The sequence below is a fragment of the Haloarcula terrestris genome (assembly GCF_031624315.1).
Classification (GTDB): Archaea; Halobacteriota; Halobacteria; order Halobacteriales; family Haloarculaceae; genus Haloarcula; species Haloarcula terrestris.
This window is the reverse complement of sequence record NZ_JAMQOM010000004.1, coordinates 487,140-511,028: the sequence shown is the minus strand read 5'-3', so window position 1 is coordinate 511,028 and position 23,889 is coordinate 487,140. Positions and strand designations below refer to the sequence as shown.

Here is a 23,889-nt window from a genome sequence, read left to right as displayed (position 1 = left end):
TCGTCAAAAGCAGTTCCGTTCTTGCGCGAGAACCGGCTACACGTTGCGCCCGCATTTCAGACAGACAGCCGGGAGCCACGGCTTGTCCGTGACGACTGGTTGGGTGTCTTCACAGTGGTCACAGAATTCGGTTTTCGTCGCCATATGATGGATGTGTCACACCAAACCAATAAATAGCTTGTCGTGTGGTACATCCACTCACGGTACAGAGTCACCGGACAGGACGAGCCGCCAAACGAACCGATATCCGCCCTACACGACGTGTGAACGGATTTCACGGACGATGGCGTCCACGTCGAACTCGTCTCCGCTCTCGGCTTTGTCGTACACGGTCTCGCCGTCGACACTGACTCTGAACACGCCGTGGTCGCCCATGACCAGACGGACGCTGTCGAGGTCCCGCTCTAACCCCGATAGAACCGCTTGCTGGACGTTCAGCGCTCGCTCGCGGAAGCCACACGGTACACAGTATTCGATTTCGACAGTACTCATACCGACATTTACGCCTGTCACCCTGAAAGCCCTATGGCCGGTCGACCAGCGTCCGAAGCTGACCCACGAGCGTCACGTCGAAGCGGTGGACGCCATACAGCAGTGCGACTGAGATGACGAACACAGCCGTCGAAAGCCCGTACGACTGGCCGAGCGCGGCCTGGGATAGCGTTGCACCAACGCCCACGAACCCGCCCAGTATCGACGCGATAATCGGGAGGACACAGGAGACACAGGAGAACAGGCCGACAATCCCGCCCAGCGCGCCGCCGCTGGCGTCGAGGACGGTCACGAACACCAGATACGACAGCGCCAGGTAACCGGCGACCTTCCACGGGATCAGCACCACGCTGAGGGTCGCACCGCTGAACACGACCGTCGGCGAGAACCCGGGCGGGGCCTGCGTGACCAGCCGAAGGCCGGTCCCCTGGCCCCCCGTGCCGTACACGCCGCCGACGTACCCCAGCACGAGCAGATAGCCCAGTGTGACGACTGCACTGACGAGCGTCCGGCGGCGGCCACTCAGTGTCGGGCGCACCCGGAGGAAAACGAGACCGGCGATGTTGAGCCAGACGAACGGGAACACCAGCAGGAACGGGTCCGTTGCCGGCTGGGCCGTGTTGACGACGTAGCCAAGGATGAGGATGAACTCAGCGTTCAGCACTGCTGCCCAGGTCACCAGCGAGCGCGTGTCCGGTATCGCGTCCCTGAGGGTCGCTGTCGTGGTACTCATAGTGCGAGTGCGTCAACGACGATAGCGATCAGGACCGCTCCGAGATAGGCATTCGACGCATGGAACGCCCGGAACGCCGCCGCTTCAGTCTGCTCGTGGTGGAGCCTGACGACCGCCCAGAGGAACACTGCACCCAGCAACACCGACGTGAGAGCGTACAGCCACCCGAGGGATGTGAGTACCCCGAGAGCGCCCGAGGCGATGAGCGTCGCGCCGAGGTAGTAGACGATGTGTTTGCGCGTCTCCGTTTCACCGCGGACGACCGGCATCATCGGGAAACCGCCCGCCTCGTAGTCGTCCTTGTACGCGAGCGCGAGATTGTAAAAGTGCGCCGGGGTCCAGAGGAAAATGACGACGGCGAGGACGATGCCCGGGAGGCCGACCGAGCCGTCGGCGGCGACCCAACCGATGAGCGCCGGGAGCGCCCCGGCGGCCCCGCCGATGACGGTGTTCTGGACGGTGTTTGGCTTCAACACGAGCGTGTAGATGACGCTGTAGAACACAATCGCGGTGAGCCCGAGCAGCGCGACGAGCGCGTTCACCTGCCAGAACAGTCCGAGTGAGGCAAGCGAGAGCAGCAGGCCGAACGCCAGCGCGTTCCGGACCGGAATCTGGTGGGTCGCGATGGGGCGGTCCGAGGTCCGGTCCATCCGCTTGTCGATGTCGCGTTCGAGGACGTGGTTGAACGTCCCCGACGCGCCGATAGAGAGGACGCCGCCGCCGAGCGTGAGCAGCACCGTCCGAATGGCGAGTTCCTGCCCGGCGGCGAGTGCCATCCCGGCCGCGGCGACCAGACACAGGAGCCACATCAGTCGGGGTTTCATCAGCCGGAAATAGGCGAACGCGGTCCCGACGATCCGCTGTCGGGTAGTCAGTGTCGGCGTCCGGTCGGGCGTCCCGTCGTCGGCCGGTTCCGGAGCGAGCGTCGGATCCTCGACAGGGTCCTCGTCGTCGTTGCCCGTCTCGGCTTCGAGATGCCAGGCCAGGCCCAGCACGAACGAGCCGAAGATGGCCATACCCACAGCGAGGTGGGCGCCCGGAAGCAGCGCCGTACCCACGCTCGTTGCGACAAACGCGCCGAGTGCGATCTGTATCGGGTACAGCGCGGCCCCGAAAGCGAGGGCCGATTTCACGCGGCCGCGGCAATCGGACCGCAGTCCCACAACAGTTGTGACGACCGCGAGCAGTCCGACCGCGGCCGCGACGAGTCGGTGGCCCCAGGCGATCAGTAGAGCCGTGTTCGTCACCGCGACCGGGCCGTCACACAGCGGCCAGGTGGTACAGGCCGCTGCTGCGTCTGTGAGCGTTGTCGTTGCCCCGGCGAGGACCAGCAGGTACACGCCGACGGCGGTCGCAGCGAGCAGTCCGGTGAAGGTCCGGCTCTCTGCCATTGTCGTAACCTTCGGTGCTGTCCACTTAGACCCCGCGATTCCGCTGTCCCCGTCCGGAGATGTTCGGGTGTGCGTTTTCCGAAAATCCGGCGACTGCGGCGAAGACAGCAGTTATTTATCCCCGAAATCCTAAGCCGCATCCATGACCCGGAAACGTGCCGGTCTGGTCGCTCTGTTCGGTGTTGCGCTGCTCGCGCTCGCCGTCGAGCCGGCCGCCGCACAGATTCAGGACTCGACGACGGAGAGCCTCATCTGGGGGCTGAACATGAACCTCCTGTACGTCGCGATCCCGATTACGGTCCTCGTCGAAGGGATTCTCATCTACACCGTCTGGCGGTTCCGTAACCAAGAGGAGGCGCTGCCGACCCAGGAGAACCGCCGACTCGAAGTCACATGGACCATCGCAACGGCGATTATTCTCCTGTTCGTTGGCGTCGCATCCTACCAGGTGATGGCTAGCCCGTACGTCACCGCAGAGGCCGGTGACCAGGCCGCACAGCAGGCAGCGGAGACCGAACACGTCGTCGTCGAGGCCCAACGGTACGGCTGGACGTTCTATTACAACGGTTCCAGTTGGGACGGCGAGGCTAACGTGACGACCACGACGAACCTGAAGCTCCCGGCCAACCAAGACGTGTCCTTGCGGGTCACGTCGACTGACTGGCTCCACGCGTTCCACGTCCCAGGGCTCGGGCTGAAATCCGACGCGTTCCCCGGTCAGTACAACCGCATCCGGACAAACGTCGACAATACCGGCACGTACCAGCTCTACTGCGCCGAGTACTGTGGCTCGGGCCACTCCAACATGCTCGGAACCGTAGAGGTCGTCCCGCAGGACGAGTACGAGGACTGGCTGGCAGAACAGCGAAGCGGCGGTGACGGCTCCGAGAACAGCACCGAGTCGAGCGGTAACTGAGCGGTTTTTCCTTCGAGCGTCGTCGACTTATCGAACAGTATATTATCAGCAGGTCCGGAATTGCTTGCAGAATACGTCTGTAAATCACCGATTGTAGAGCGCTTTTTTTACTGCTGTCCGCTGTTTCTACCCATGGATTGGCTCACCGCATCCAACGGCTTGCTCGTCCGCGCTGGTCTGTACGCCCTCGTGTTCTGGCCACCAGTGGGGTACTATATCTACCGAGACGCAACGGAGCGTAATCTACCCTCACCGAAAATTCGAGGCGTTGCATACGGAGTGTTGGGGATACTCGGCTTGGCGATCTATCTGTTTCAGAAAGCGAAGAGCGAGACTAATTCTCCGTGACGCGATCCGTACGGGCTGAGTTCTCACCGCGACGGACCGATTGAGTCCGGCGTCTATATGCGAACGCTTCACCGCAGAGAGGCGCGCGGGCACCGCTGACAGTGCTCGACTAGACGACAAACGTGGAGCCTGCACTGATGCCTGTGGCGACAAAACAGCGATCACGGACACGCGACCAGCAGAACGGTCGCCGTGTCAGTCACTCTATCCAGCCGTTATCCGCAGATGTTCGCGGTCGCGTACACGTTACCGGTTTCGGTTATCTGCACGCCGATGCCGACGAGGTTAGCGTTGCGGAGCATGAGCCGGTCCTGATAGTCCGGCCACGCCATCCAGTCGTCGACGATCTTCTTGGCGACCTCCTTATCGGTGGCGTGGAACTTCTCCTCACCGCCTTCCTCGTAGGTCTGTCCGGCGACGGTCTTCTCGACTGCCTCGAATCCGTTGCGGTCCGGATTCTCGACGTAGTCACCCTCTGCGGACTGGAACTCACACCGGTCGTAGAGGCCGCTGTTCTCGTAGCGGTCCTTGCTTGAGACGCCGTCGATCTTGTGGATCGCCTTCCCCTCGATGGCCATCTGCTCGCTGTGGCCCTGTGCCATCTCGTCGAGGTCACTCTGCGTCTGCAGCCCCGATTCGAACGTCGGGACACCGGCGGCCTCGCGTTCCTCGTTGAGGTACTGACGGATGTAGTTCGAGATGTCCTGGGCATTGAACTCCCGTGCCGGAATTGACTCCTGTCCGGGGGTCGCTGTTTCTGTTGGCGCGGCCGTGGCCTCCGCTTCCGGTGTCGCCGTCGTGTTGCTGTTTGGCGTCGAGGTAGCCGTCGCCGTCGAACCGCCGCCTCCGTTATCGTTCTGTGACCCGGTCGTCTGTGTCGACGTGTCCGCTGTCCCGCCTGCGAACTGTGTACCGATGAGAACTCCTGTCCCCAGTACCACAAGAAATGCCACAGCAGCGATAGCGAGTAACCCTTTCTTTACCATGCTTGTCACCGTTAGATTGTAGGGGCATGTAAGTTTGATTCTTCATATACTTCAACTGGTTTTCACGTACGTTGCCGTCGCCGATGACGATAACCCATATATGCCACGGGCGGCCACTCCCGGTATGGTCGAGAACGTTATCTGGCCGGTGGCGCTCGACGCGGACCGCTCGCGCAACGACGGGCGTCGTGTCCCACTGGATCTGGCCGTCGAGGAGCCGACTGTCGACGAGATCGCCAAGGCCGTCCAGCAGGTCGGCTACGACGCGGTCATCGAGCGGGACAAGACGTACCCACGGGAGTACGAACCCCGGGGACGAGTCGTCGTCAAGGACGCGGACGACGCGACGAAAAGCGACCTACTCGGGGCCGTGGCGGCCTACATGCAGGCGCTGCGTGAATGAAACGCATCGGCACAGTCTCGCGGGTCGCACAGGGACTGGCTATCGTCCGGGCACCCGACGAGGAGTACGCGTCCGTCGGCACCGCTGTCGTTGACGAGGAACTACACACCGTTGGCTCCGTCGTCGATGTCTTCGGTCCCGTCGAACGCCCCTACCTCGCCGTCTCGCCGAACGATGACGTGCATCTCCCGGCGCTGGTCGGCAACGTCCTGTACGCGCGGTAGGTCCACTAACCGCTTGCATCCGTCCACACGCGCTTCGTAACGCTCAAACCGGTTCCTGCAGGACGTGTGTGCATGGAGCGACGGTGGCGAATCCTCGGCGGCTGTGGCCTCATCGCTGGTATCTTCCTGTTCGTCCAACTCGGCGCGCTGGCGCTGGTCCAGCCCTTCGAGTCGGCCGGATACCAGGCCGTCGAGGATCCCTCTGACCCCACGAACAGCCTCATGTACATCGGGGCGATCCTGGTCGCGACTGTCGTCATGTTGCTCGCCTTCCGCTACGATGTCGACCAGCTCATCCGCGGCCTCATCGTCTTCTCCGCGGCCTGGCTCTCCCTGTACGTGTTTCAGGTACTGGTCCCGCCGGTACTCACGTATGCCGGCCTCAACGTCGTTGCCGTCGCGTTGGCGCTGGGCCTGGGGGCAGCACTGCTTCTCTACCCCGAGTGGTACGTCATCGACGCCGCCGGTGCGGTAATGGGAGCGGCTGCCGCCGGCCTGTTCGGCATCAGCTTCGGTATTCTGCCGGCGCTGGTCCTGCTGACCGTGCTCGCGGTGTACGACGCGATCAGTGTCTACGGGACCGAACACATGCTCACGCTGGCTTCCGGCGTGATGGACCTCAAGGTCCCCGTCGTGCTCGTGATTCCGATGACGCTGTCGTACTCGTATCTCGACGCGGCCACGCCGGACCCGGCAGCAGCGGCCGAAGAAAGCGACGAGTCGCCGGCGGATGAACCCGGAACTGACCCCGACGGCCCGGCGGTCGCCGACGGGAGCCAGCCGGCGGCCGAAGCGGCGGCCGCGGAGCCAGAAAGCGACGAGGAGACAGACGACAGCCACGGCGATCCGCTGGAGCGCGACGCGCTGTTTATCGGCCTCGGGGATGCCATCATCCCGTCGATACTCGTCGCCAGCGCCGCGTTCTTCGCCTCGGCGGACGTGCTGACGGTGTTCGGCGTGCCGCTGCCGGCCCTGACCGCGATGGTCGGCTCCTACGTCGGCCTGGCCATACTGCTCTGGATGGTACTGAAAGGGCGTGCGCACGCGGGCCTCCCACTGTTGAACGGTGGGACTATCGCCGGCTACATCGTCGGCGCACTCGCCGCGGGCATCAGCCTGATCGACGCGCTGGGACTCGGGCCGTACCTCTAACTGACGGGATCTACCGCCGCTACCGGCCCGTCAGGGCCTGGCTCGCGGGCGCGAAATCGATCTCCTGGCCGCGGCCTTCGGCCTTCGCTCGCTCGTACAGTAGATGGCCCGCAGCGACGGTTTCGATGGCTGTCCCGCCGGAGTCGAACACGGTGATTTCCTCGGGTGACTGGCGACCCTTGGCATTGCCGGCGACGATGTCGCCCAGTTCCGCGTGGACGTGATCCTCGTCGATGACGCCCTCATCGAGGGCGTTGATGAACGACCCGGCGTCCTGTGTCACCCGCTCGCGCAGGTCCGGGACGTACGTGGCGCGTTCGATTGTCGTCGCGTCCAGTTCGTTCTTCTCGGGATGGTACTGCCCCATCGCGGTCACGTGGGTCCCGGGTTCGAGCAGGTCGCCGTCGAACACCGGTTCGCTCGCATCCGTCGCCGTGATGACGACATCGGCCCCCTCGATTGCCGCCGCGGGGGAAGCGACGGCCGCCACTGTCGGGTCCAGTGCGTCGTTCATCTCTGCGGCGAAGGACTCGCGGTGGTCGGCCGTCGGCGAGTACACTTCGATACGGTCGAAATCACGGACCGTCGCCGTCGCCCGGACCTGCCCGCGGGCCTGTGCGCCGCTGCCGATGACCGCGAGGTCGCTGGCGTCACGGCGAGCCAGCGCATCGACACCGACCGCCCCCGCGGCACCGGTCTTGTGTGGGTTCATGCTCGCGCCGTCGAGGACGGCCAGCGGTTCGCCGCTGTCGGCATCGAAGATCGGGAGCGCGAAGTGAGCATCCCGCCCGCCGAAGCCGGCGGCGTAGGTGTATCCGCCCATCGCGCCAGTGTCGGGGAGAATCGCGAGATAGCCCGTCAGCATGCCCGCGGGATCGTCCGAAAACAGCGTTGTTCTGGGAGTCGCCGGGGCACCCTCGCCCCGCTGGCGGTACCCCTCCCGGACGGCGTCGACGTACTCGGCGGGGGCGGCGAGATCAGCGACCTCGTCACTCTGCAGGAACAGCGCTGTCGCATCCGATGTCATACCCCGACGTTCGACCACCCGGCCCTTATACTGTCCGGCGATGGGACAGGATCCGAGACGCTGCCACGCCCTACACACGCCTGAATAGTCAGCTACACCAACCGAAAACAGGAGAGTAGACGGGTGAAACGACGCTCAATCCGCAGTCTGAAGCGGCTCCGACTGCGCGCTCTGCTGGGTCGACGCCTCGTTCGGAACCGGGTCAACGGGGGCACGGACGAACATCGCATGGCCGATGAGGCCGACAGTCACGACAGAAGCCATCGGAATCGCGGTTGTGAGGCCAAAGCCAGCAACGAACAGGGAGGCGGTGATGCCGGCCATGGCGAGCGGAATGAGTCCGAGAATGATGTCGTAATAACCCGTCATAAGTATGAATTATTCTATGGTGGAGGAGTATATGAACCTTTCCCTAAAATGTGGGTTTACACATTCAATGGCCCCTGCAAATTTACTCAGTACCTCCCGTATAACACTCCCATAAGTTATGAGTTGAATACAGGGGGAAAGTTAATATACTCGTATTCCTGTGAGCCGTTGACAATATAAGGGTAGAACCGTCCCGTTGACGCTGGCCCGCGGACCGGTTTAATAAGTGAGATATGCCACGGGAAATGTTAAACAGTCTGTAGTACTCTCGGTCTGGCAACTCCGACACCGGAAGTCTGATTCTCGGTAGAGTACCCATCTATCGCCTGTTTTCAGAATTTGAGAACTAGATTAGGTGGTACGTGGAGTGCTAATGGCTCCTATTTTCTCCGGTGATAACTGGGTCCGTGCGCTTATTAGGTGTGCCGGGATACGTTGAGCCGGAGAAAGACGGTAACGCCGACTTCCAACCGAGACAATGAGCACGAACGCAACGGACAACACGACGGGCGCCGCGACCGACGATCAAGAACGACGATACGCCGAACTGAACATCGGCGACGAGGAGTTCGTAATCTACGACCGGGAGAACCACCAAGCGTGGATCCAGTCCACAGAGTCGCTTGAAGTCGACAGCATGCGATAGTCCGTCACGGACACTGCGCCCACGTTGCAGACCCTTATTTTGCGAGTGCGACTGCACCGCGCCAGAGCATCAGCAACGTTCCACCGACGATCACAGAGACGAGCGCGAAGGTCACTGCGGCATTGCCGGGGAACACCGCTGTCGACCGGAGTCCCTGTGCGATCACAACCGCCAGTACCCACCCGACGATAGCGCGGCCGACCGCTGCCCGCACCGTTTCGGTCGCACCGGCGGTGTAGAGGCCGCCGAGTCCCGCGACAAGGAGCCAGCCGATATAAAACGGCGTCAGCGTCCCAGCGAACCGGCCGGGATTGAGGATTGGATTGATACCGTGGGTCACCTCGCCGACGCCGACGAACAGCGCGATCGCCAACAGGTCGCCGACGGCCACCAGCGCCGTCCGGGCGGACAGTTCGATACGACCGTTCCCCACCGTCGAGACGCTCATACAGACCGTTCCGGCTCCGGACACTTCGCTCTCCCGGATTCGGTGACACTGTGGTCGGTTGTGCCCCCTGGCCTACGGTAGCGACGCGAGACAGACCACCACCGATTACGGTGTTCGACCTATTCGGTTGGACTATGGAGTTCTCACTGCTCGGCTGGCCCGAGGAGGGACACCGGCTCCGGCTGGACCACGAGCAGTTCGCGTACGCGGGCAAGTTCGTGATGACCGCGACCGGGAAGGCCGTCGTCGGCGACGACGGCGTGGTAGCCGCGGCCGCGTTCGACGCCGACCGGACTGACCCCGATACCCTCTGTGTCCGGTATATCACAGTTCGGCAGGACCGGCAGGGCGACCGCCTCGGCGCTCGCCTCCTCCGGTTCGTTCGGGAGCAGGCCACGGAACGGGGCTTCGAGCGCGTCTCAATCGGTGTCAACAACCCCTTTTCCTATCAGGCCGCCTACCGGGCCGGATTCTGCTTCAGCGGCGCGGAGTCCGGGATGGCGGAACTCGAGCTCGTCTGGCCCGGGGACCGCAGTCCCGACCGGTATCAGGCTGGACTGGACCTGTTTCGGGAGCGTGACCTCTCGTCCGAGGAGGACTCGTTCCTCGACGCGAAGACTGGGGCCGAGCCGCCGTCGGTTCTGGATGACTGGGCCGAGCAGCCACCCGCAGGGACCGACTGAACTCCCGGACCGTGCGTCGACGTGGTGCCCCACGGTCCGAGGGATTCAAGCGGCTGTCGGCCGAAGCGCTGTCAATGGGAAACGCTGATTTGCGGTCGCTTGCGGCCTTGTCGGACGTGTCGTTCGACGACCTCGGCGGGAGCGTCGTCGCTGTGGACGCCCACAACTGGCTCTATCGCTATCTGACGACGACGGTGAAGTTCACCAGCGAGTCGAAATACACCACCAGCGACGGCGCGGAGGTGGCGAACCTCATCGGCGTTATCCAGGGGCTACCGAAGTTCTTCGAGCACGACATGACCCCAGTGTTCGTCTTCGACGGCGCGGTCACCGACCTCAAGGACGATGAGGTCGAGAAGCGCCGCGAGCAACGCGAGAAATACGAGTCCGAACTGGAGGCAGCCCGCGAAGCGGGCGATTCGACCCGCGTGGCGAAACTGGACTCCCGAACGCAGCGCCTGACCGACACCATCGTCGACACGACGCGGGACCTGCTGGAACTGCTCGACGTACCCATTGTCGACGCTCCGGCGGAAGGTGAGGGCCAGGCGTCGGTGATGGCCCGCCGCGGCGACGTGGACTACGTCGGGACCGAGGACTACGACGCACTGTTGTTCGGCGCGCCAATGACGCTCCGCCAGATTACGTCGAAGGGTGACCCCGAACTGATGGAATTCGAGGCCACGCTCGAGAACCACGATCTCACCTGGGAGCAACTGGTCGACGCCGCCATCCTGATGGGGACGGACTTCAACGAGGGCATCTCGGGTATCGGCCCCAAGACCGCCGTCAAAGAACTCCACGAACACGGCGACCTCTACGCCGTGCTTGCGGCCCGCGACGAACACATCGACCACGCCGACCGCATCCGGGACCTGTTTCTGGACCCGGCGGCCACCGACGACTACGAGATTCCCGACAGCATCGAACCGGACCTCGATGCCGCCCGCGCGTTCGTCACCGAGCAGTGGGAAGTCGACGCCGACGAAGTCGCTCGCGGCTTCGAACGCATCGACGAGTCGGTCGTCCAGACCGGTCTGGACCGCTGGGCCTGACGGCGCTGTCACGGGTCAGACCCGTTGATCAGTGACCAACAGCGGCGGCGAAAACGGACCGTCGAAAAAGCCTGCGCTACGACCGATCTAAACGACCGATTCGACCGTTTCGATCTCGTCGAGCTTGCGGTTCCGAATTGCCTCGCCGCTGGCCGTGTCGAAGAGGTGGACCGCGTTTTCGGGAATTCGGACTTTGACGCGCTGGCCGGCCTTGAGCTGTTTCATTCCGCCGACCGTCGCGATGAACTGGTCGTCCATCGACTCGTCGAACTGCAGGTGGGCCGTGTTCTCGTTCCCGCGCGGCTCGACGACGTGGACCGTCGAATCGAATACGTTGGGGCCGTCGCCCTGAACGAACTCGATGTCTTCGGGCCGGATGCCAAGCGTGATGTCGCTCGTCCCCTCGACTGCGGCGACCGTCTCGTCACTGAGTTCGTACTCGAACCAGTCGCCACGGAGCGTCGACCCGTCCAGGGTCATCGGGAAGAAGTTCATCGACGGCTCGCCGATGAAGCCGGCGACGAAGAGGTTGTTCGGCTCGTGGTAACACTCCAGGGGCGTCGCACACTGCTGGAGGACGCCGTCGTTGAGGATGGCGATGCGGTCGGACATCGTCATCGCCTCCGTCTGGTCGTGGGTGACGTACACCGTCGTCACGTCGAGGTCCTGCTGGAGCTCCTGGAGTTCGGTCCGCATCTCGGCTTTGAGCTTCGCGTCGAGGTTCGCCAGCGGCTCGTCCATCAGGAACACTTCGGGGTCCCGGACGATAGCACGGCCCAGGGCGACACGCTGTTGCTGGCCGCCGGAGAGTTCGCCCGGCTTGCGGTCGATAAGCTCGAAGATGCCCATGTCCTTGCAGGCCTGTTCGACGCGCTCGTTGATCTCGTCGTCGGGCATGTCGGTCGACTCCTCCAGCCCGAAGGCCATGTTCTCCCGCACGGTCATGTGGGGGTACAGGGCGTAGGACTGGAACACCATCGCCACGTTCCGGCGGGCCGGCGGCTGGTCGTTGATGATCTGTCCGTCCAGCCGAATCTCGCCGCTCGTGATGTCTTCGAGCCCGGCGATCATCCGCAGCGTCGTCGATTTCCCACAGCCCGATGGGCCGACGACACAGAGGAACTCGCCGTCCTCGATGTCGACCGATACCTTATCAACCGCGACAATCTCGCCGTCGTCGTCTTGGAACGTCTTCGTTACCTCGTCCAGTGTGAGTTGTGCCATTGTGAATACCTCCGTGATTACTCTCCAGCGACGCCTTTCGCGAACTGTTCGCCGAACACGATGTAGACGAGCAGCGTCGGCAGTGCTGCGACGATGGCCCCTGCCATCGTGGTGTTGAACGACTGGACGACCCCGCCAGTAAGCGCCGCAAGGCGCTGGGTCGCCACCTGCGAGGCCGGTTCGTTGATGAGCACCAGCGCGAACAGCAGGTCGTTGTACACCTGCGTGAACTGGTAGATCAGCGTCACCGCGAACATCGGCAGCGACAGCGGGAGAATGATGTTGCGATAGATACTGAACGCGCTCGCGCCGTCGAGGCGAGCGGCCTCGATCATCTCCTCGGAGATGCTCTGATAGTACGACCGGAACAGCAGCGTACAGATCGGAATCCCGTACGCCGCGTGGGTAATCGACAGTTGGAGCAACTGCACGTAGCCGTTGCGGCTCGGGTACTGCCAGTTACCGCCCGTAATGAAGCCAAAGAGGGTGTTGATGAACCCCTCGAGCAGTCCGGGAAGCACCTGGAACCAGAACTGTGCCAGCGGGACCAGCACGGCCTGGTAGGGGATGAAGATGCCCGCGATAATGAGGACGACCACGCCGACCTGCCCGCGCCAGCTGATCGTCGTCAGTCCGTACGCGGTCATACTGCCCAGCAGCGCCGACACAATCGTTGCGGGAATCGCCATCAGCAGCGAGTTCAGGAGTCCCGGTCGGAGCGTGTTCCAGGCGGTGGCGAGGGCTTCGAGCGTGAAGCCGTCAGCGCCCGGCGGCGCGAACGGGAGCGTCCGGGCGAACGCGCTCTCGGTCTTGAACATCGTCATCACGGCCGTCTCCACCGGGAAGAGGTAGAAGACGATGCCGGCCAGCAACAGGGCGTACAGCCCGATACGGCTGTTTTCTGTACTGCGGAGTTCCTCGATGAAATCGCCGTCTCTAATACTCATAGTTCACCCCGTCGGTATTCGCTGTAGAGGTACGGTCCGATGACCAGCAGTGCGAGGGCAAACAGCACGATAGCGACGGCCGACCCGTACGCCCACTGGAGGCTGTCGAACGCGACCCGATACATCATTGTCGCCAGAATGTCCATGTTCGCCCCCGGCTGTGAGCCACGGAGCGCGTAGATGAAGTCGAACGCTTTCAGCGCGAACACCATCAGCACCACCGACGCCGACACCGCGGAGGCGCGAAGCTGCGGGATGATGACCCGCGCGTACAGACGAACCGTCGACGCACCGTCGACCCGCGCGGCCTCGTAGTGTTCAGTCGGGATCGCCCGGAGGCCGGCGAGGAAGACGACCATCGCGTAGCCGCTGAACTGCCAGATGAGCGCGAAGATGACCGCCGCCAGGGCGGTCGTATTCCAGGAGAGCCACTGAATTACTTCGGCGTTGACTCCCGCCGGGCGAAGCAGCGCCACGAGCGCCCCTTCGAGATTGAATAGCCGGAAAAGCTGGTTGAGCACGCCGTTACGGGCGTTATACACCCACGCCCACATCGTCGCCGTAACGACGAACGAGAGGCTCATCGGCAGCAGGTAGATCGTTCGGAACGTGTTCTCAAAGCGTATCTGCTGGTCGATGAGGATGGCGACAAGCAGGCCAAGTGCCAGACAGAGGACGGTGAACACGACCAGTAACACCACTGTGTTCTGTGCCGCCTGCCAGAACGTCCCGTCGTTCAGCATGCGGGTGTACATGCTGAAATCGAAGGTCTCGTACTGTGCGCCGCCCAGACCGTTGTAATCAGTCAGCGACAGGAGGAAGTTCCAGGCGATAGCGCCGTAGACGAAAAAGCCCGCAAACAGGACTGGCGGGAGCCAGAACGGGGCTGATTCGACGAGCTCCCATTCGATCGGGAGCGAGTTCCGGAGCGAGTCGCCCCGGGTCGTCTCCACCGTCGCACCCCCGTCCGTTGCCAGTTGCTTACCGTCCGATTCGTCTCTCGATACCGCCGACCGGAGCCTACCCCCGGTGGCGAGGAGTCTGCTGAGTATCTCGCGCATGGTTGTGTCAGTCGTTCGCCGACGTGAGTTCGCCGTCCATCGTCCCGACGGATGTGTCGTCAGTCACATAAACTCGCCAGCCCGCACGCGCGCCAGCCGTGTCGATCCGGCCCAGCCTGTCGCACCAACACAGGCTGACGGTCGTGGCGGCGACGCCGGCGTGACGGGTGTGCCATCCCGTCGTCGTGCCGAGCGGGCGAGTGGTTGCAACGCGGCGGGTACACCGGCTGCGAGCGTTCGCGGTGTGTCACGTCCGTCGGTGTCCCATCGGCCCCCGACCGCCGACGACGGCAGCAACACACCGCCGTCATCGGGCATCGTGGGGCAGCAGTCATGAACGTCTCTGTGGCGTCGAACTCATGGTAAGTGGAAAGAGATTCTACTTAATATTTCCGAATGATAATACACGTTTATCCAGGTCAGGGGTTCTGAGCGCCCGGTCTCCGTCTTTCGGCCGCGTTTCGCGGTGACTGTCCCGACAGCCACAGATCTGTGCCGAGTGGTGCCCCGACTCGTACCGGTGGGTTTTACGACGGGGCGAACCACCCCCCGGACGTATGACCGACGAGTACCGGACAGAGCAGGACAGCCTCGGTGAGATGCAGGTGCCAGCCGACGCGTACTGGGGGGCCCAGACGCAGCGCGCCGTCGAGAACTTCCCGATCAGCGACGTGACCTTCGGGCGGCGGTTCATCCGTGCGCTGGGCGTCGTCAAGAAGGCGGCCGCACAGGCCAACCGTGACCTCGAAACGATCCCAGCGGACAAGGCCGACTGTATCGTCGAGGCCGCCGACGAGGTCATCGCCGGCGAACACGACAACCAGTTCCCCGTCGACGTGTTCCAGACCGGATCGGGCACGTCCTCGAACATGAACGCAAACGAGGTCATCTCGAACCGTGCCACGGAGCTGTACGGCGGCGACATCGGGACCCGCGAGATCCATCCGAACGACCACGTCAACTTCGGCCAGTCCAGCAACGACGTGATCCCGACGGCGATGCACGTCGCCTCGCTGGAGGCCGTCGAGAAGGACGTGATTCCGGGCCTGAAGACGCTGCGTGACGAACTCAAGGCCAAGGAAGACGAGTTCGACAACGTGGTCAAAACCGGGCGAACCCACCTCCAGGACGCGACGCCGGTGACGCTGGGCCAGGAGTTCTCGGGCTACCGGACACAGGTCGAGAAAGGCATCTCCCGCGTGCAGGACACCCACGGTCGCCTCGCCGAACTCGCGCTCGGCGGAACCGCGGTCGGGACCGGCCTGAACACCCACCCCGAGTTCCCGGCGAAGGCCGCCGAGTACATCAGCGAAGAGACGGACCTCGACTTCCGCGAGGCCGACAACCACTTCGAAGCCCAGGCCGCCCACGACGCGATGTCCGAGGCCCACGGCGCGCTCCGGACGGTCGCGGGCTCGTTGAACAAGATCGCCAACGACCTCCGACTGCTCGCCTCCGGCCCCCGAAACGGTCTCGGCGAGATCGACCAGCCGGAGAACCAGCCCGGCTCCTCGATCATGCCCGGGAAGATCAACCCCGTCGTCGCCGAGGCGGTCAATCAGGTCCACAAGCAGGTCGTCGGCAACGACGCCGCGGTCTCGGCCGGCGCGGCGGAGGGCCAGATCGACCTGAACCTCTACAAGCCCGTGCTGGCCTCGAACTTCCTGCAGTCGGCCAAGCTCATCGCCAACAGCAGTGCCGTGTTCGGCGAGAAGTTCGTCGCCAAGCTTGAGGCCGACGCCGAGTACTGCGCCGAGCGCGTCGAGCAGAGCATGGCACTGGCGACGGCGCTCAATCCCGCTATCGGCTACGACAAGGCCTCGAAGGTCGCCAAGAAGGCCCTCGCCGAAGAGAAGACCATCCGTGAGGTCGTCCTCGAAGAAGGCTACCTCGACGAGGACGAGGTCGACGACGTGCTCGACCCCGAGAAGATGACGAAGCGCGGAATTTTGGGCGAGGAGTAGCGAAGGCTGAGCGAAGCGAGGGGCGCGACCGTAAGGAGCGGCCCTCGGAAATGCGAACGGCGACGGACGGAGCCGTGAGCAGGGAGCTTCCTCGAAAATGCGAGCGGAGCGGGACCGACGGTCCCGCAGGCAGTCGGGCGGTATTGCCGCGACGACGGGGGACGGAGTGACGCACGGGCAGGCAGCCGCCCTCGCCGCATTTCATCACGCATCTCTCCTGAGCCGGCAGTCAAGAATGACACCCGATAGCCGACAGGTGACAGTCTCAACCCTGTGACTCGTCGTCGAGGACGTACCGGCTCTCGGGGTAGCGCTCGCCGCCGATATCGGTCTCGCTCTCGTCGGCGAACCGGAACCCGAACCGTTCGTAAAACTCGACGCCGGGCTCGTTCGCCGAGAGGACCATCGCGTTAATGCGGTCGACACCACGCTCGAACAGGTCCGCACAGGTCCGCTCTAACAGGGACCGGCCGACCCCCTGCCGACGATGGTCCGGATGCGTATAGAGACGGAGAATGTACCCCTCGCTTTCGGCGTTCGTCCACGTCGCGTGGATGAACCCCACGATGGACCCGCCCCGTTCAGACACCAACAGGAGCGTCTGCGGTTCGACCAGTTCCGATTCGAGCTGCTCTGTGGCGTACCAGTCGCTGACACCGTCTTTGACAGTCTCTCGGGAGAGAATATCCGGATAGTCCGTTTCCCAGGCCGCCGTCGCGATTCTATTGATGGCCGGCACGTCGTCCGGAGTTGCCGCTCGGGTTGGCATATGAAAACATACAGCACAGTCTGTGATATGTTTTCTCCGACTGAAAGAACTGAATTATCAGGTGTTGATCCTGTGATCGATTGGAGCGGGCAAAACCGACGACCGTACAGAACACATTCATAATCTTTTTTAATTATGTATTCGAGAGATACGACACCGATGCGCTACTCCGAGACGTTGCAGCTGTTCGACCAGGCCTGTGATTTCCCCGCCGACCACACGACTGTCGTCCAGCAACTCGGCGATGTCAAACTGGTCGCCCAGAACGGTGACTCCGTCCGAGTGAGTGAGGTATTAAACCGGACCGGCGAAACGAAATACGAGAGCTCAGAGGGGCTGTACAACTCGCTCGTGGGGAACCTCGACGACAACTTCATCGGCCGGAAATACTACGACGACCGGGCCGGCAGCACCGCCGGGACCGACGAGGTTCGCATCGAGAGCGACAGGCTGTGACGCGATGCCTGCCAGTGCTTGCCGTGGTCCGGGTCAGTTCCCCGGCGCGGTTTCGTTCAGCCACGCCGGTCGAGTAGCGGTGGTCTCACCGACGCGCTCGTACCAGAACCGGTACTCCACGACACGGTCCTCGGTGCGGTACCGAACGTCGAACTGACGGACGAAACCGTCGGGTTCGACCAGCAGTTCGACGCGATACGCTTCCAGCCGTTCCGCCGTCGGGATCTCGCCGCCGGAGCCCCGAATCCGATACAGCCGACTGCCGTTTCTGGTGACGACGGTCGTGGAACTCCGGTTCACCACGGCGTAGCGGTTCAGGTAGAACGTCGTCCTGTATGCGTACTTGTCACCGCCAAAGCGGACCGTGCCGCGCTGGCGCTCGACAGTGCCGTTGTCACGGCGTTCGTACCAGTTGGTGCCGTCGGCGAAGGTCGACTGTTCGTACCGCTCGACGGTCCCGTTCGCGCCGGTGGTCATTCGAACCATCTCGTCCCGATAGCGCGTCGGCGATGCGACCGCGATGGTCTCGGTTCGCCGGACGGAACTGGTGTCGTTTCGCCCGGTGTTGAACTCGTTGTACCGCTCGTTCAGCGTGTAGCTGGTGCCGTTGACCGCCTGTTGGTGGGCAGCGGAGAGGATGGCCACGTGACTGAGACCGTCCGTGGTAACGCCGGGGGGCGGGTCGGGGGTGGCTGGCGTGGCCGGCTCCGCCGCAGTCGGAACCGGGGCCGGCGTGACAGTGCCACGGGCTGCGGTGTCAGCGCCGACGAAGGCGTTACAGCCGGCTGTCGACAGGAGAACGACGACGGCGACCATCCACAGCCAGCGCATACGGACAGTGAGGAGTAGACCGGCAAAAGCGCGGCGACGAGCGCGGGAAGGGTGCGTTTTTTGGCCCCCGGTCCCGGACACCTCGACAATGACCGAGTACGACTACGAGGAGCTGGGGCTCGTTGCCGGCCTGGAGATCCACCAGCAACTCGACACCGCGACGAAGCTGTTCTGTGACTGTCCGACGACGATCCGCGAACCCGAGGAGAGCAATCGCTCCTTTACCCGCTATCTCCATCCCACCAAGAGCGAACTCGGGGAGATAGACGAGGCGGCACTGGAGGAGAGCATGGTCGACCGGGAGTTCGAGTACCTGGCCTACGACACGACCTGTCTCGTCGAGGAGGACGACGAGCCGCCCCACCGCGTCGACCGCGAGGCGATGGAGACGACGCTCGAAATCGCCCAGCTACTGGATATGTCCGTCGTCGACCAGGTGAATGTGATGCGGAAAATAGTCGTCGACGGGTCGAACACGACGGGGTTCCAGCGCTCCATGCTGGTCGCCAACGATGGGGCCATCGAGACCAGCGACGGCCCGGTCGGTATCGAGGACATGCTGCTGGAGGAGGAGTCCTGCCAGCGCGTCGAGGAGACCGAAGACGGCGTCCGCTTCTCGCTGGACCGACTTGGCATCCCGCTGGTCGAGATCGGCACGAAACCGGACATCAGGTCGCCGGAGCAGGCCCGCGAAGCCGCCGAGCGCATCGGGATGCTCCTCCGCTCGACCGGGAAAGTCAAGCGCGGCCTCGGGACGATTCGCCAGGACGTGAACGTCTCCATCGCCGATGGCGCGCGAATCGAACTCAAAGGCGTCCAGAGCCTCGACGACATCGACGACCTCGTCCGCAACGAGGTCCGCCGGCAGGTCGAACTGCTTGACATCGCCAACGAACTCGCCGAGCGCGACGCCGTTGTCGGCGAGCCAGAGGACGTGACCGATGTGTTCGAGGACACGGAGTCGGGCGTCATCGAGGGCGCGCTCTCCGCGGGCGGCGACGTGCAGGGCCTGCTACTGTCTGGCTTCGACGGTCTCGTCGGCCGTGAAATCCAGCCCGACAGGCGGCTCGGCACGGAGCTGTCAGACCACGCCAAGCGCCACGGAGCCGGCGGCATCTTCCACACCGACGAACTGCCTGCCTACGGCGTCACCGAGGCGGAAGTCGAGGCGCTGCGGGACGCTGTTGGTGCGGGTCCCGAGGACGCCGTCGCCATCGTCGCCGACGACCCGGAGACCGCCGAACTGGCTATCGAGGCCGTCGCCGAGCGGGCCGAAACGGCGCTCGAAGGCGTCCCGGAGGAGACCCGCGACGCCAACGAGGACGCCACCTCGCGGTACCTCCGCCCGCTTCCCGGCGCGGCGCGGATGTACCCCGAGACGGACGTGCCACCGGTCGAACCCGACGTGACCGAGGTCGAGACGCCGGAACTGCTCACGGAGAAGGTCGACCGGTACGAAAGCGAGTTCGACCTCGGCTCCGGCCTCGCCGAACAGGTCGCCTACGGCCAGCGGTGGCCGCTGTTCGAGGCCCTGGTCGAGGGTGAGGGCGTCGATCCGACGCTGGCCGCCGGCACGCTGGAGTCGACGCTGACCGAACTCCGCCGGGACGACGTGTCCGTCGAAAACCTCACTGACGACCACCTGCGGGAAGCGATCCTGCTGGTCGACGGCGGGGACGTGCCCCGCGAGGGGATGGAAGACCTGCTGACGGCGCTCGCAGAGACCCCGTCGCTGACTGCCGAGGAAGCCGTCGAACAGGAGGGGCTGGGCGGCGTCGACGAGTCGGAGGTTCAGGAGGCCGTCGCCGAAGTCGTCGAGCGCCACGCGGACCAGGTCGCCGAGGAGGGCATGGGGGCGTTCTCGGCGCTGATGGGCGAGTGCATGGGCGCACTCCGTGGCAAGGCCGATGGCGATACGGTCAGTGACGTGTTGCGCTCGGAGATTCAGAAGCGGGCTTAACTGGAGCGTTCAGCGTCTAAGGACTCCATCTCGACGGATTCCCGTGACAGACCGTCGCCGTCTCCGGAGAGGTCGTGTTCCAGTGTCGTTTCGAGCAGCGGCACGAGGGCCGGTGCGTTCGGCCCGATATCGACCGTGTCCTCCCCTTGGTCGTACTGAACGACGCCGGCGTCGACCAGCCGCGGGAGGTGATTGTGATAGAGGGTCGTGTAGATATCGAGTCGCTCGTCGCGGTAGCTCTCGACCGGCGTTCCGTGTTCGATTTCGGTAACTGTGTCCGCCAGCACTGCTAGTGAGACCGGCGTCGTGTACTGCGAAAGCGCGTACAGGAGGTACCGGCGATAGCGCGAAGACAGGAGCGACAGCCGGTCGTCTAGCGGAACCAATTCTTGTGTCTCGGGTTGTTGGGTGTTCATTTTTATCGGGCGTTGTGACAGGATGGATCGAGCGGGTGGCGGGCGTTTCGAGCGCGTCTGTCCGCGTGCCAATGCGATGTAGCCTGTCCGGTCATCTGTGGGGTGGCGCTACTGACGATCCAATACGGAGACGCGCTCGTCTTCGGTTGCGTCTGTGGGCTGTGCGGTCTCTGCGAGGCGGGTGATGCGGTCAGAGACGCGGTGGACTGTCCCATCGCGCGTACAGGGGGCAACGTGGTGGAGATCGCCGTCGACGTATTCGGCAAGGGCGACCGTCGGCAGCGCGATGACAGTGATCGACTCCTCGGAGGCCATATTCGTCATCGCGTGTCGCCAGTCGAAGGCGTCCAGGGAGGCATCGGAGTCTCCCTCCCAGCGCTCGAACATGGCAAGGCGATCCAGCAGGTTTCGGCCGTCCGCTGTCTGCCGTGCGAGTGACGGTGCGATCCGGTTCCCCCAGATCAGTATCGACAGGTCGTCGATACGGTCCGCGTTCTCTAGCGCCTGTAACTGATCGATCAGGTGGTTCTGTCGCTGTGTCGCGTCGACGGGACACAGCGACCGGACAAACAATTCGACGCGAACGGGCTTGGCAGTGGAATCCATAGTGGCGTGTCGGTGTCCTGTCCACCGCTACACCGGTAACCGCCCTAAGCACTCTCTCTAGGCCCCTAGAACGAACGGCGGCGAATCGGAGGAGCGGGTGATATATCCGGGTCGGTAAATAGCCGAGAGTGTCCGCACAACGGTGGGCCGGCTTCCGATTGTGTATTCAAAACTGCACATAAATACGTTGAAAAGTACGTTCAGGCTCTTTCCTGGCGTTCCTATGCGCTTTTGACGGTATTCATTAATATTACTATTCCAACTAAACGCCGGGCGTTAAGTGGCTCGCCGTCACAGGAACTGTATGGTACCGAGTGTCGTAGATGGGCACGATGTCGCGGCGCTGTACGGGCCGGCCATCGATACAGTCCCTATTATGTTCGCTATCGTTGACGACGCCGGGGTGATTCTCTCGACGAACGAGACATGGAGCGAGTTCGGTCAGGGAAACGGAATTCGAATGCCACCGGACGCGCTCGGAGTGAACTACCTCGACGTTGCTGACGCGGCAGACGATGCGACGGCCCGGCGGGCAGCCGACGGTATCAGGGCCGTCCTCGACGACGAGCGATCCACGTTCGAACTCGAATACCCGTGTCACTCCCCGTCGACGAAGCGGTGGTTCCTGCTGTATGTCGCCCCGTTCACCGCCGACGGATCGCGCTACGCCTCCGTCGCACACATCGATATCACGGCCCGGAAGCAACGGGAGTCGACGCTCGAAGCGGCCTACGACATCTGTACTGACGCCGACCGATCGTTCACAGAACAACTCGACGCGTTGCTGGAACTCGGCCGAGACACGCTCGGCACCTCGTTCGGAACGCTGTCCCGGGTCCACGGCGACGAGTACGTGTTCGAGGCGATCACGACACCGCCACCGACGGATCTAGAGGCTGGCAGCACGGTCAGCATCGATGCACTCCCGAACTGCAGACACGTCGTCGAACACAGTGAGCCACTCGCACTCAGCGATGTCGAAGCGGAGGCCCCGGACCTCGCTGACCCGGAGTGGGGGATCGCGAACTACATCGGCGCGCCCGTCTTCGTTGATGGAACGGTGTACGGGACGTTCTGTTTTTACGGGCTAGAGCCACGTGAAACGGAGTTCACGCAATGGGACTTGACGTTTGTCCGGATGCTCTCGGACTGGGCGGGCTACGAACTCGAACGGCGACGCCACGCAGAGCAACGCAACGCCCTGAGCACCGCCCTCCCTGACCCCAGTTTTATTATCGACGCGGAAGGGCGGATGCTCGACTGTCTAACCGACCCCGAAACGATGATGCTGGTCGACGACACGGATTCGCTTGTCGGCCGGACGCTACACGATGTGTTTCCCGCCACCACCGCCGATTCGTTGCTTTCGGCGGTTCGTACGGCTCTCCGGACCGGATCACTCCAGGCCGTGGAGTACAAGTTACAGCCACCCTCGGGGGACCGGTGGTTCGAAGCGCGGGTCGCGCCCCTCGAAAGCCGCGCGTACGACCTCGATACAGCCATCTTCATCGCACGCGATATCACCGGTCACAAGGACCGCCAGACGGAACTCGAACGCCAGCGCGACGAACTCGAACAGGCCCAGCGGCTCAACGTCCTGGGGCGGGAGATCGCCAAGGCGCTACAGGACACCCAGACCCGCGAGGAAATCGAGTCGGCGGTGTGTACGCACCTCACGGAATCGGACCTGTACCGGGCCGTCTGGACCGGGACGCGGGAGAGCGCCACGACGGTGACACTGGGTGCATCTGCCGGTATGGCCGTCGCACCATCGGACAGCGTGTCCCCGGCCGAGCACAGTCTCGCGATCGACGCCATCGAGACCGGCGAGGTCCAGGTCGTCGAGGACATCACCGGCGTGTCGACGGAGTCACCCACCGGCACCGACCGCCCGCTACTCCGGGACCGCTCCGCCGTCGCGGCGGTCCCCCTGACGACCGGCGAGACCACATACGGTGTGATGATGGTGTACGCGCCCGCCGGGGCCACAGTCGGCTGCCGTGAATCCGACATTCTCGCCGACCTGGGCCGACTCATCGCCCTCTCTATCCAGCGCGTGCACAGTCAGCGCTCACTCCTGGCCGCGACGACCGTCAGGCTGGAGTTCCTGACACCGGATTCCGACGGCATCTTCGCCGGACTGTCGGCTGCTCTCGACTGTTCGTTTACCGTCGAACGCCGAGTTCCGACCAGCGCCGAGAACTGCCTCTACTACGTCCGTGTCAGCAGTGCGGACACCGAACAGGTGTGTCAAGCGCTCGCCGAGATTCCGTCGGTCGAGTCCTGTACCGTCGTCGAGACGGCGTCGGAGAACCGCCAACCGCTGCTCGAAATCACACTCGATGAGATATCCGCGTCACCGCTTGACACGCTCGCGGACTACGGCGGCGCTGTGACACGGGCGGTCGCAACCGACGGAGATCTGCGGTTCTCGGCGGAGCTGGCACCGGACGTTGACATCCGCGCCGTCGTCGAAGCGGTCAGAGAGACAGCGCCCGGGACGGAACTACGGAGCAAGCAGTACTTCGACCAGCCGGTCTCGACGGCCGCGGACTTCCAGACGCGGATGCGCGACCGGCTGACGCCGAAACAGGCCGCCGCGCTCAAGACCGCCTACGCACGCGGCTACTACGATTGGCCCCGCAAGAGTTCCGCCGAAGAGTTGGCGGAAACGCTCGACATCTCCGCGCCGACCTTACACTACCGGCTGCGGAGAGCACACGACACCGTCATCGGGGCGCTGTTCGACTCCGAGGCCGGGTTCGAGGGGCTTGCCTAACCT

Annotated in this window: 25 protein-coding genes; 11 read left to right on the top strand and 14 right to left on the bottom strand. The window is 63.6% G+C overall.

Features of this window, described 5'->3' with window-relative positions:
* Positions 1-252: 252 nt before the first annotated feature.
* From NDI54_RS12860 to NDI54_RS12850, 3 genes are read right to left on the bottom strand one after another with little or no spacing between them, the layout of a single operon-like run.
* Complete coding sequence (locus tag NDI54_RS12860) at positions 253-492, bottom strand: Rdx family protein (RefSeq protein WP_310896838.1); 240 nt, start codon at positions 490-492, stop codon at positions 253-255.
* A 31-nt stretch (positions 493-523) separates the two neighbouring features.
* A complete protein-coding gene (locus NDI54_RS12855) occupies positions 524-1,225 on the bottom strand; it encodes a DUF7546 family protein (protein ID WP_310896837.1) in 702 nt (233 codons plus the stop codon).
* The gene (locus tag NDI54_RS12850) at positions 1,222-2,616 is read right to left on the bottom strand and encodes a heme o synthase (RefSeq protein ID WP_310896836.1); all 1,395 of its coding nucleotides are present in this window, start codon (positions 2,614-2,616) and stop codon (positions 1,222-1,224) included. Before NDI54_RS12850 ends, NDI54_RS12855 begins: the two co-directional genes overlap by 4 nt.
* Before the next feature lie 142 nt (positions 2,617-2,758).
* Here NDI54_RS12850 and coxB point away from each other — a divergent pair, with 142 nt between their 5' ends.
* Positions 2,759-3,532 (top strand): cytochrome c oxidase subunit II, encoded by a 774-nt coding sequence (gene coxB, locus NDI54_RS12845; protein ID WP_310896835.1) that lies wholly within the window; start codon positions 2,759-2,761, stop codon positions 3,530-3,532.
* Between the two features lie 563 nt (positions 3,533-4,095).
* Here coxB and NDI54_RS12840 read toward each other — a convergent pair.
* Positions 4,096-4,866 carry a CAP domain-containing protein gene (locus tag NDI54_RS12840; RefSeq protein ID WP_310896834.1) on the bottom strand — a complete coding sequence of 257 codons (771 nt, stop codon included), beginning with the start codon at positions 4,864-4,866 and terminating at the stop codon, positions 4,096-4,098.
* A 124-nt stretch (positions 4,867-4,990) separates the two neighbouring features.
* Here NDI54_RS12840 and srp19 point away from each other — a divergent pair, with 124 nt between their 5' ends.
* The 3 genes from srp19 to NDI54_RS12825 all read left to right on the top strand — a co-directional run bounded on the left by srp19 (position 4,991) and on the right by NDI54_RS12825 (position 6,645).
* Positions 4,991-5,269 carry a signal recognition particle subunit SRP19 gene (gene srp19 / locus NDI54_RS12835; protein WP_310896833.1) on the top strand — a complete coding sequence of 93 codons (279 nt, stop codon included), beginning with the start codon at positions 4,991-4,993 and terminating at the stop codon, positions 5,267-5,269.
* Positions 5,266-5,493 (top strand): H/ACA ribonucleoprotein complex subunit GAR1, encoded by a 228-nt coding sequence (locus NDI54_RS12830; RefSeq protein WP_310896832.1) that lies wholly within the window; start codon positions 5,266-5,268, stop codon positions 5,491-5,493. Before srp19 ends, NDI54_RS12830 begins: the two co-directional genes overlap by 4 nt.
* 72 nt (positions 5,494-5,565) lie before the next feature.
* Positions 5,566-6,645, top strand: coding sequence for a presenilin family intramembrane aspartyl protease PSH (locus tag NDI54_RS12825; protein WP_310896831.1), 1,080 nt, complete (start codon positions 5,566-5,568; stop codon positions 6,643-6,645).
* A gap of 19 nt (positions 6,646-6,664) precedes the next feature.
* Here NDI54_RS12825 and NDI54_RS12820 read toward each other — a convergent pair whose 3' ends face one another.
* Together NDI54_RS12820 and NDI54_RS12815 are read right to left on the bottom strand one after the other, a co-directional pair.
* Positions 6,665-7,672 (bottom strand): ornithine cyclodeaminase family protein, encoded by a 1,008-nt coding sequence (locus NDI54_RS12820; RefSeq protein WP_310896830.1) that lies wholly within the window; start codon positions 7,670-7,672, stop codon positions 6,665-6,667.
* A gap of 135 nt (positions 7,673-7,807) precedes the next feature.
* Positions 7,808-8,041, bottom strand: coding sequence for a hypothetical protein (locus NDI54_RS12815; protein ID WP_310896829.1), 234 nt, complete (start codon positions 8,039-8,041; stop codon positions 7,808-7,810).
* Positions 8,042-8,519: 478 nt separating this feature from the next.
* Between NDI54_RS12815 and NDI54_RS12810 the strand changes: the two genes are divergently transcribed.
* A complete protein-coding gene (locus NDI54_RS12810) occupies positions 8,520-8,687 on the top strand; it encodes a DUF7331 family protein (protein WP_310896828.1) in 168 nt (55 codons plus the stop codon).
* Between the two features lie 34 nt (positions 8,688-8,721).
* Here the strand turns inward: NDI54_RS12810 and NDI54_RS12805 are convergent, their stop codons facing one another.
* Positions 8,722-9,135 carry a DUF3054 domain-containing protein gene (locus NDI54_RS12805; RefSeq protein ID WP_310896827.1) on the bottom strand — a complete coding sequence of 138 codons (414 nt, stop codon included), beginning with the start codon at positions 9,133-9,135 and terminating at the stop codon, positions 8,722-8,724.
* 134 nt (positions 9,136-9,269) lie between these two features.
* Between NDI54_RS12805 and NDI54_RS12800 the strand changes: the two genes are divergently transcribed.
* Positions 9,270-9,818 (top strand): GNAT family N-acetyltransferase, encoded by a 549-nt coding sequence (locus NDI54_RS12800; protein WP_310896826.1) that lies wholly within the window; start codon positions 9,270-9,272, stop codon positions 9,816-9,818.
* 74 nt (positions 9,819-9,892) lie between these two features.
* A complete protein-coding gene (gene fen / locus NDI54_RS12795; protein ID WP_310896825.1) occupies positions 9,893-10,873 on the top strand; it encodes a flap endonuclease-1 in 981 nt (326 codons plus the stop codon).
* An 87-nt stretch (positions 10,874-10,960) separates the two neighbouring features.
* On the opposite strand, the gene NDI54_RS12790 is transcribed toward fen, so the two are convergent.
* From NDI54_RS12790 to NDI54_RS12780, 3 genes are read right to left on the bottom strand one after another with little or no spacing between them, the layout of a single operon-like run.
* Complete coding sequence (locus NDI54_RS12790) at positions 10,961-12,097, bottom strand: ABC transporter ATP-binding protein (RefSeq protein WP_310896824.1); 1,137 nt, start codon at positions 12,095-12,097, stop codon at positions 10,961-10,963.
* Positions 12,098-12,114: 17 nt separating this feature from the next.
* Positions 12,115-13,044 (bottom strand): carbohydrate ABC transporter permease, encoded by a 930-nt coding sequence (locus tag NDI54_RS12785; protein ID WP_310896823.1) that lies wholly within the window; start codon positions 13,042-13,044, stop codon positions 12,115-12,117.
* Positions 13,041-14,105 (bottom strand): carbohydrate ABC transporter permease, encoded by a 1,065-nt coding sequence (locus NDI54_RS12780; protein ID WP_310896822.1) that lies wholly within the window; start codon positions 14,103-14,105, stop codon positions 13,041-13,043. The genes NDI54_RS12785 and NDI54_RS12780 overlap by 4 nt, the downstream gene beginning before the upstream one ends.
* A 557-nt stretch (positions 14,106-14,662) precedes the next feature.
* Between NDI54_RS12780 and NDI54_RS12775 the strand changes: the two genes are divergently transcribed.
* Positions 14,663-16,069, top strand: a complete 1,407-nt coding sequence (locus NDI54_RS12775) for a class II fumarate hydratase (RefSeq protein WP_310896821.1) — start codon at positions 14,663-14,665, stop codon at positions 16,067-16,069.
* A 265-nt stretch (positions 16,070-16,334) separates the two neighbouring features.
* On the opposite strand, the gene NDI54_RS12770 is transcribed toward NDI54_RS12775, so the two are convergent.
* Positions 16,335-16,838 carry a GNAT family N-acetyltransferase gene (locus tag NDI54_RS12770; protein WP_310896820.1) on the bottom strand — a complete coding sequence of 168 codons (504 nt, stop codon included), beginning with the start codon at positions 16,836-16,838 and terminating at the stop codon, positions 16,335-16,337.
* Between the two features lie 159 nt (positions 16,839-16,997).
* Between NDI54_RS12770 and NDI54_RS12765 the strand changes: the two genes are divergently transcribed.
* Entirely contained in the window at positions 16,998-17,294 is a 297-nt protein-coding gene (locus NDI54_RS12765) for a DUF5789 family protein (protein ID WP_310896819.1), read from the top strand.
* Positions 17,295-17,327: 33 nt separating this feature from the next.
* Here NDI54_RS12765 and NDI54_RS12760 read toward each other — a convergent pair whose 3' ends face one another.
* Positions 17,328-18,125 (bottom strand): hypothetical protein, encoded by a 798-nt coding sequence (locus tag NDI54_RS12760; protein WP_310896818.1) that lies wholly within the window; start codon positions 18,123-18,125, stop codon positions 17,328-17,330.
* An 88-nt stretch (positions 18,126-18,213) separates the two neighbouring features.
* Here NDI54_RS12760 and gatE point away from each other — a divergent pair, with 88 nt between their 5' ends.
* Positions 18,214-20,085 (top strand): Glu-tRNA(Gln) amidotransferase subunit GatE, encoded by a 1,872-nt coding sequence (gene gatE, locus NDI54_RS12755; protein ID WP_310896817.1) that lies wholly within the window; start codon positions 18,214-18,216, stop codon positions 20,083-20,085.
* Here gatE and NDI54_RS12750 read toward each other — a convergent pair.
* Together NDI54_RS12750 and NDI54_RS12745 are read right to left on the bottom strand one after the other, a co-directional pair.
* Entirely contained in the window at positions 20,082-20,501 is a 420-nt protein-coding gene (locus tag NDI54_RS12750; protein WP_310896816.1) for a DUF7344 domain-containing protein, read from the bottom strand. The two genes, gatE and NDI54_RS12750, sit on opposite strands and share 4 nt — an antisense overlap.
* 108 nt (positions 20,502-20,609) lie before the next feature.
* Positions 20,610-21,107, bottom strand: a complete 498-nt coding sequence (locus NDI54_RS12745) for an HTH domain-containing protein (protein WP_310896815.1) — start codon at positions 21,105-21,107, stop codon at positions 20,610-20,612.
* A gap of 304 nt (positions 21,108-21,411) precedes the next feature.
* Here NDI54_RS12745 and NDI54_RS12740 point away from each other — a divergent pair, with 304 nt between their 5' ends.
* Positions 21,412-23,886, top strand: coding sequence for a bacterio-opsin activator domain-containing protein (locus tag NDI54_RS12740; RefSeq protein WP_310896814.1), 2,475 nt, complete (start codon positions 21,412-21,414; stop codon positions 23,884-23,886).
* The last annotated feature ends 3 nt before the right edge of the window (positions 23,887-23,889 follow it).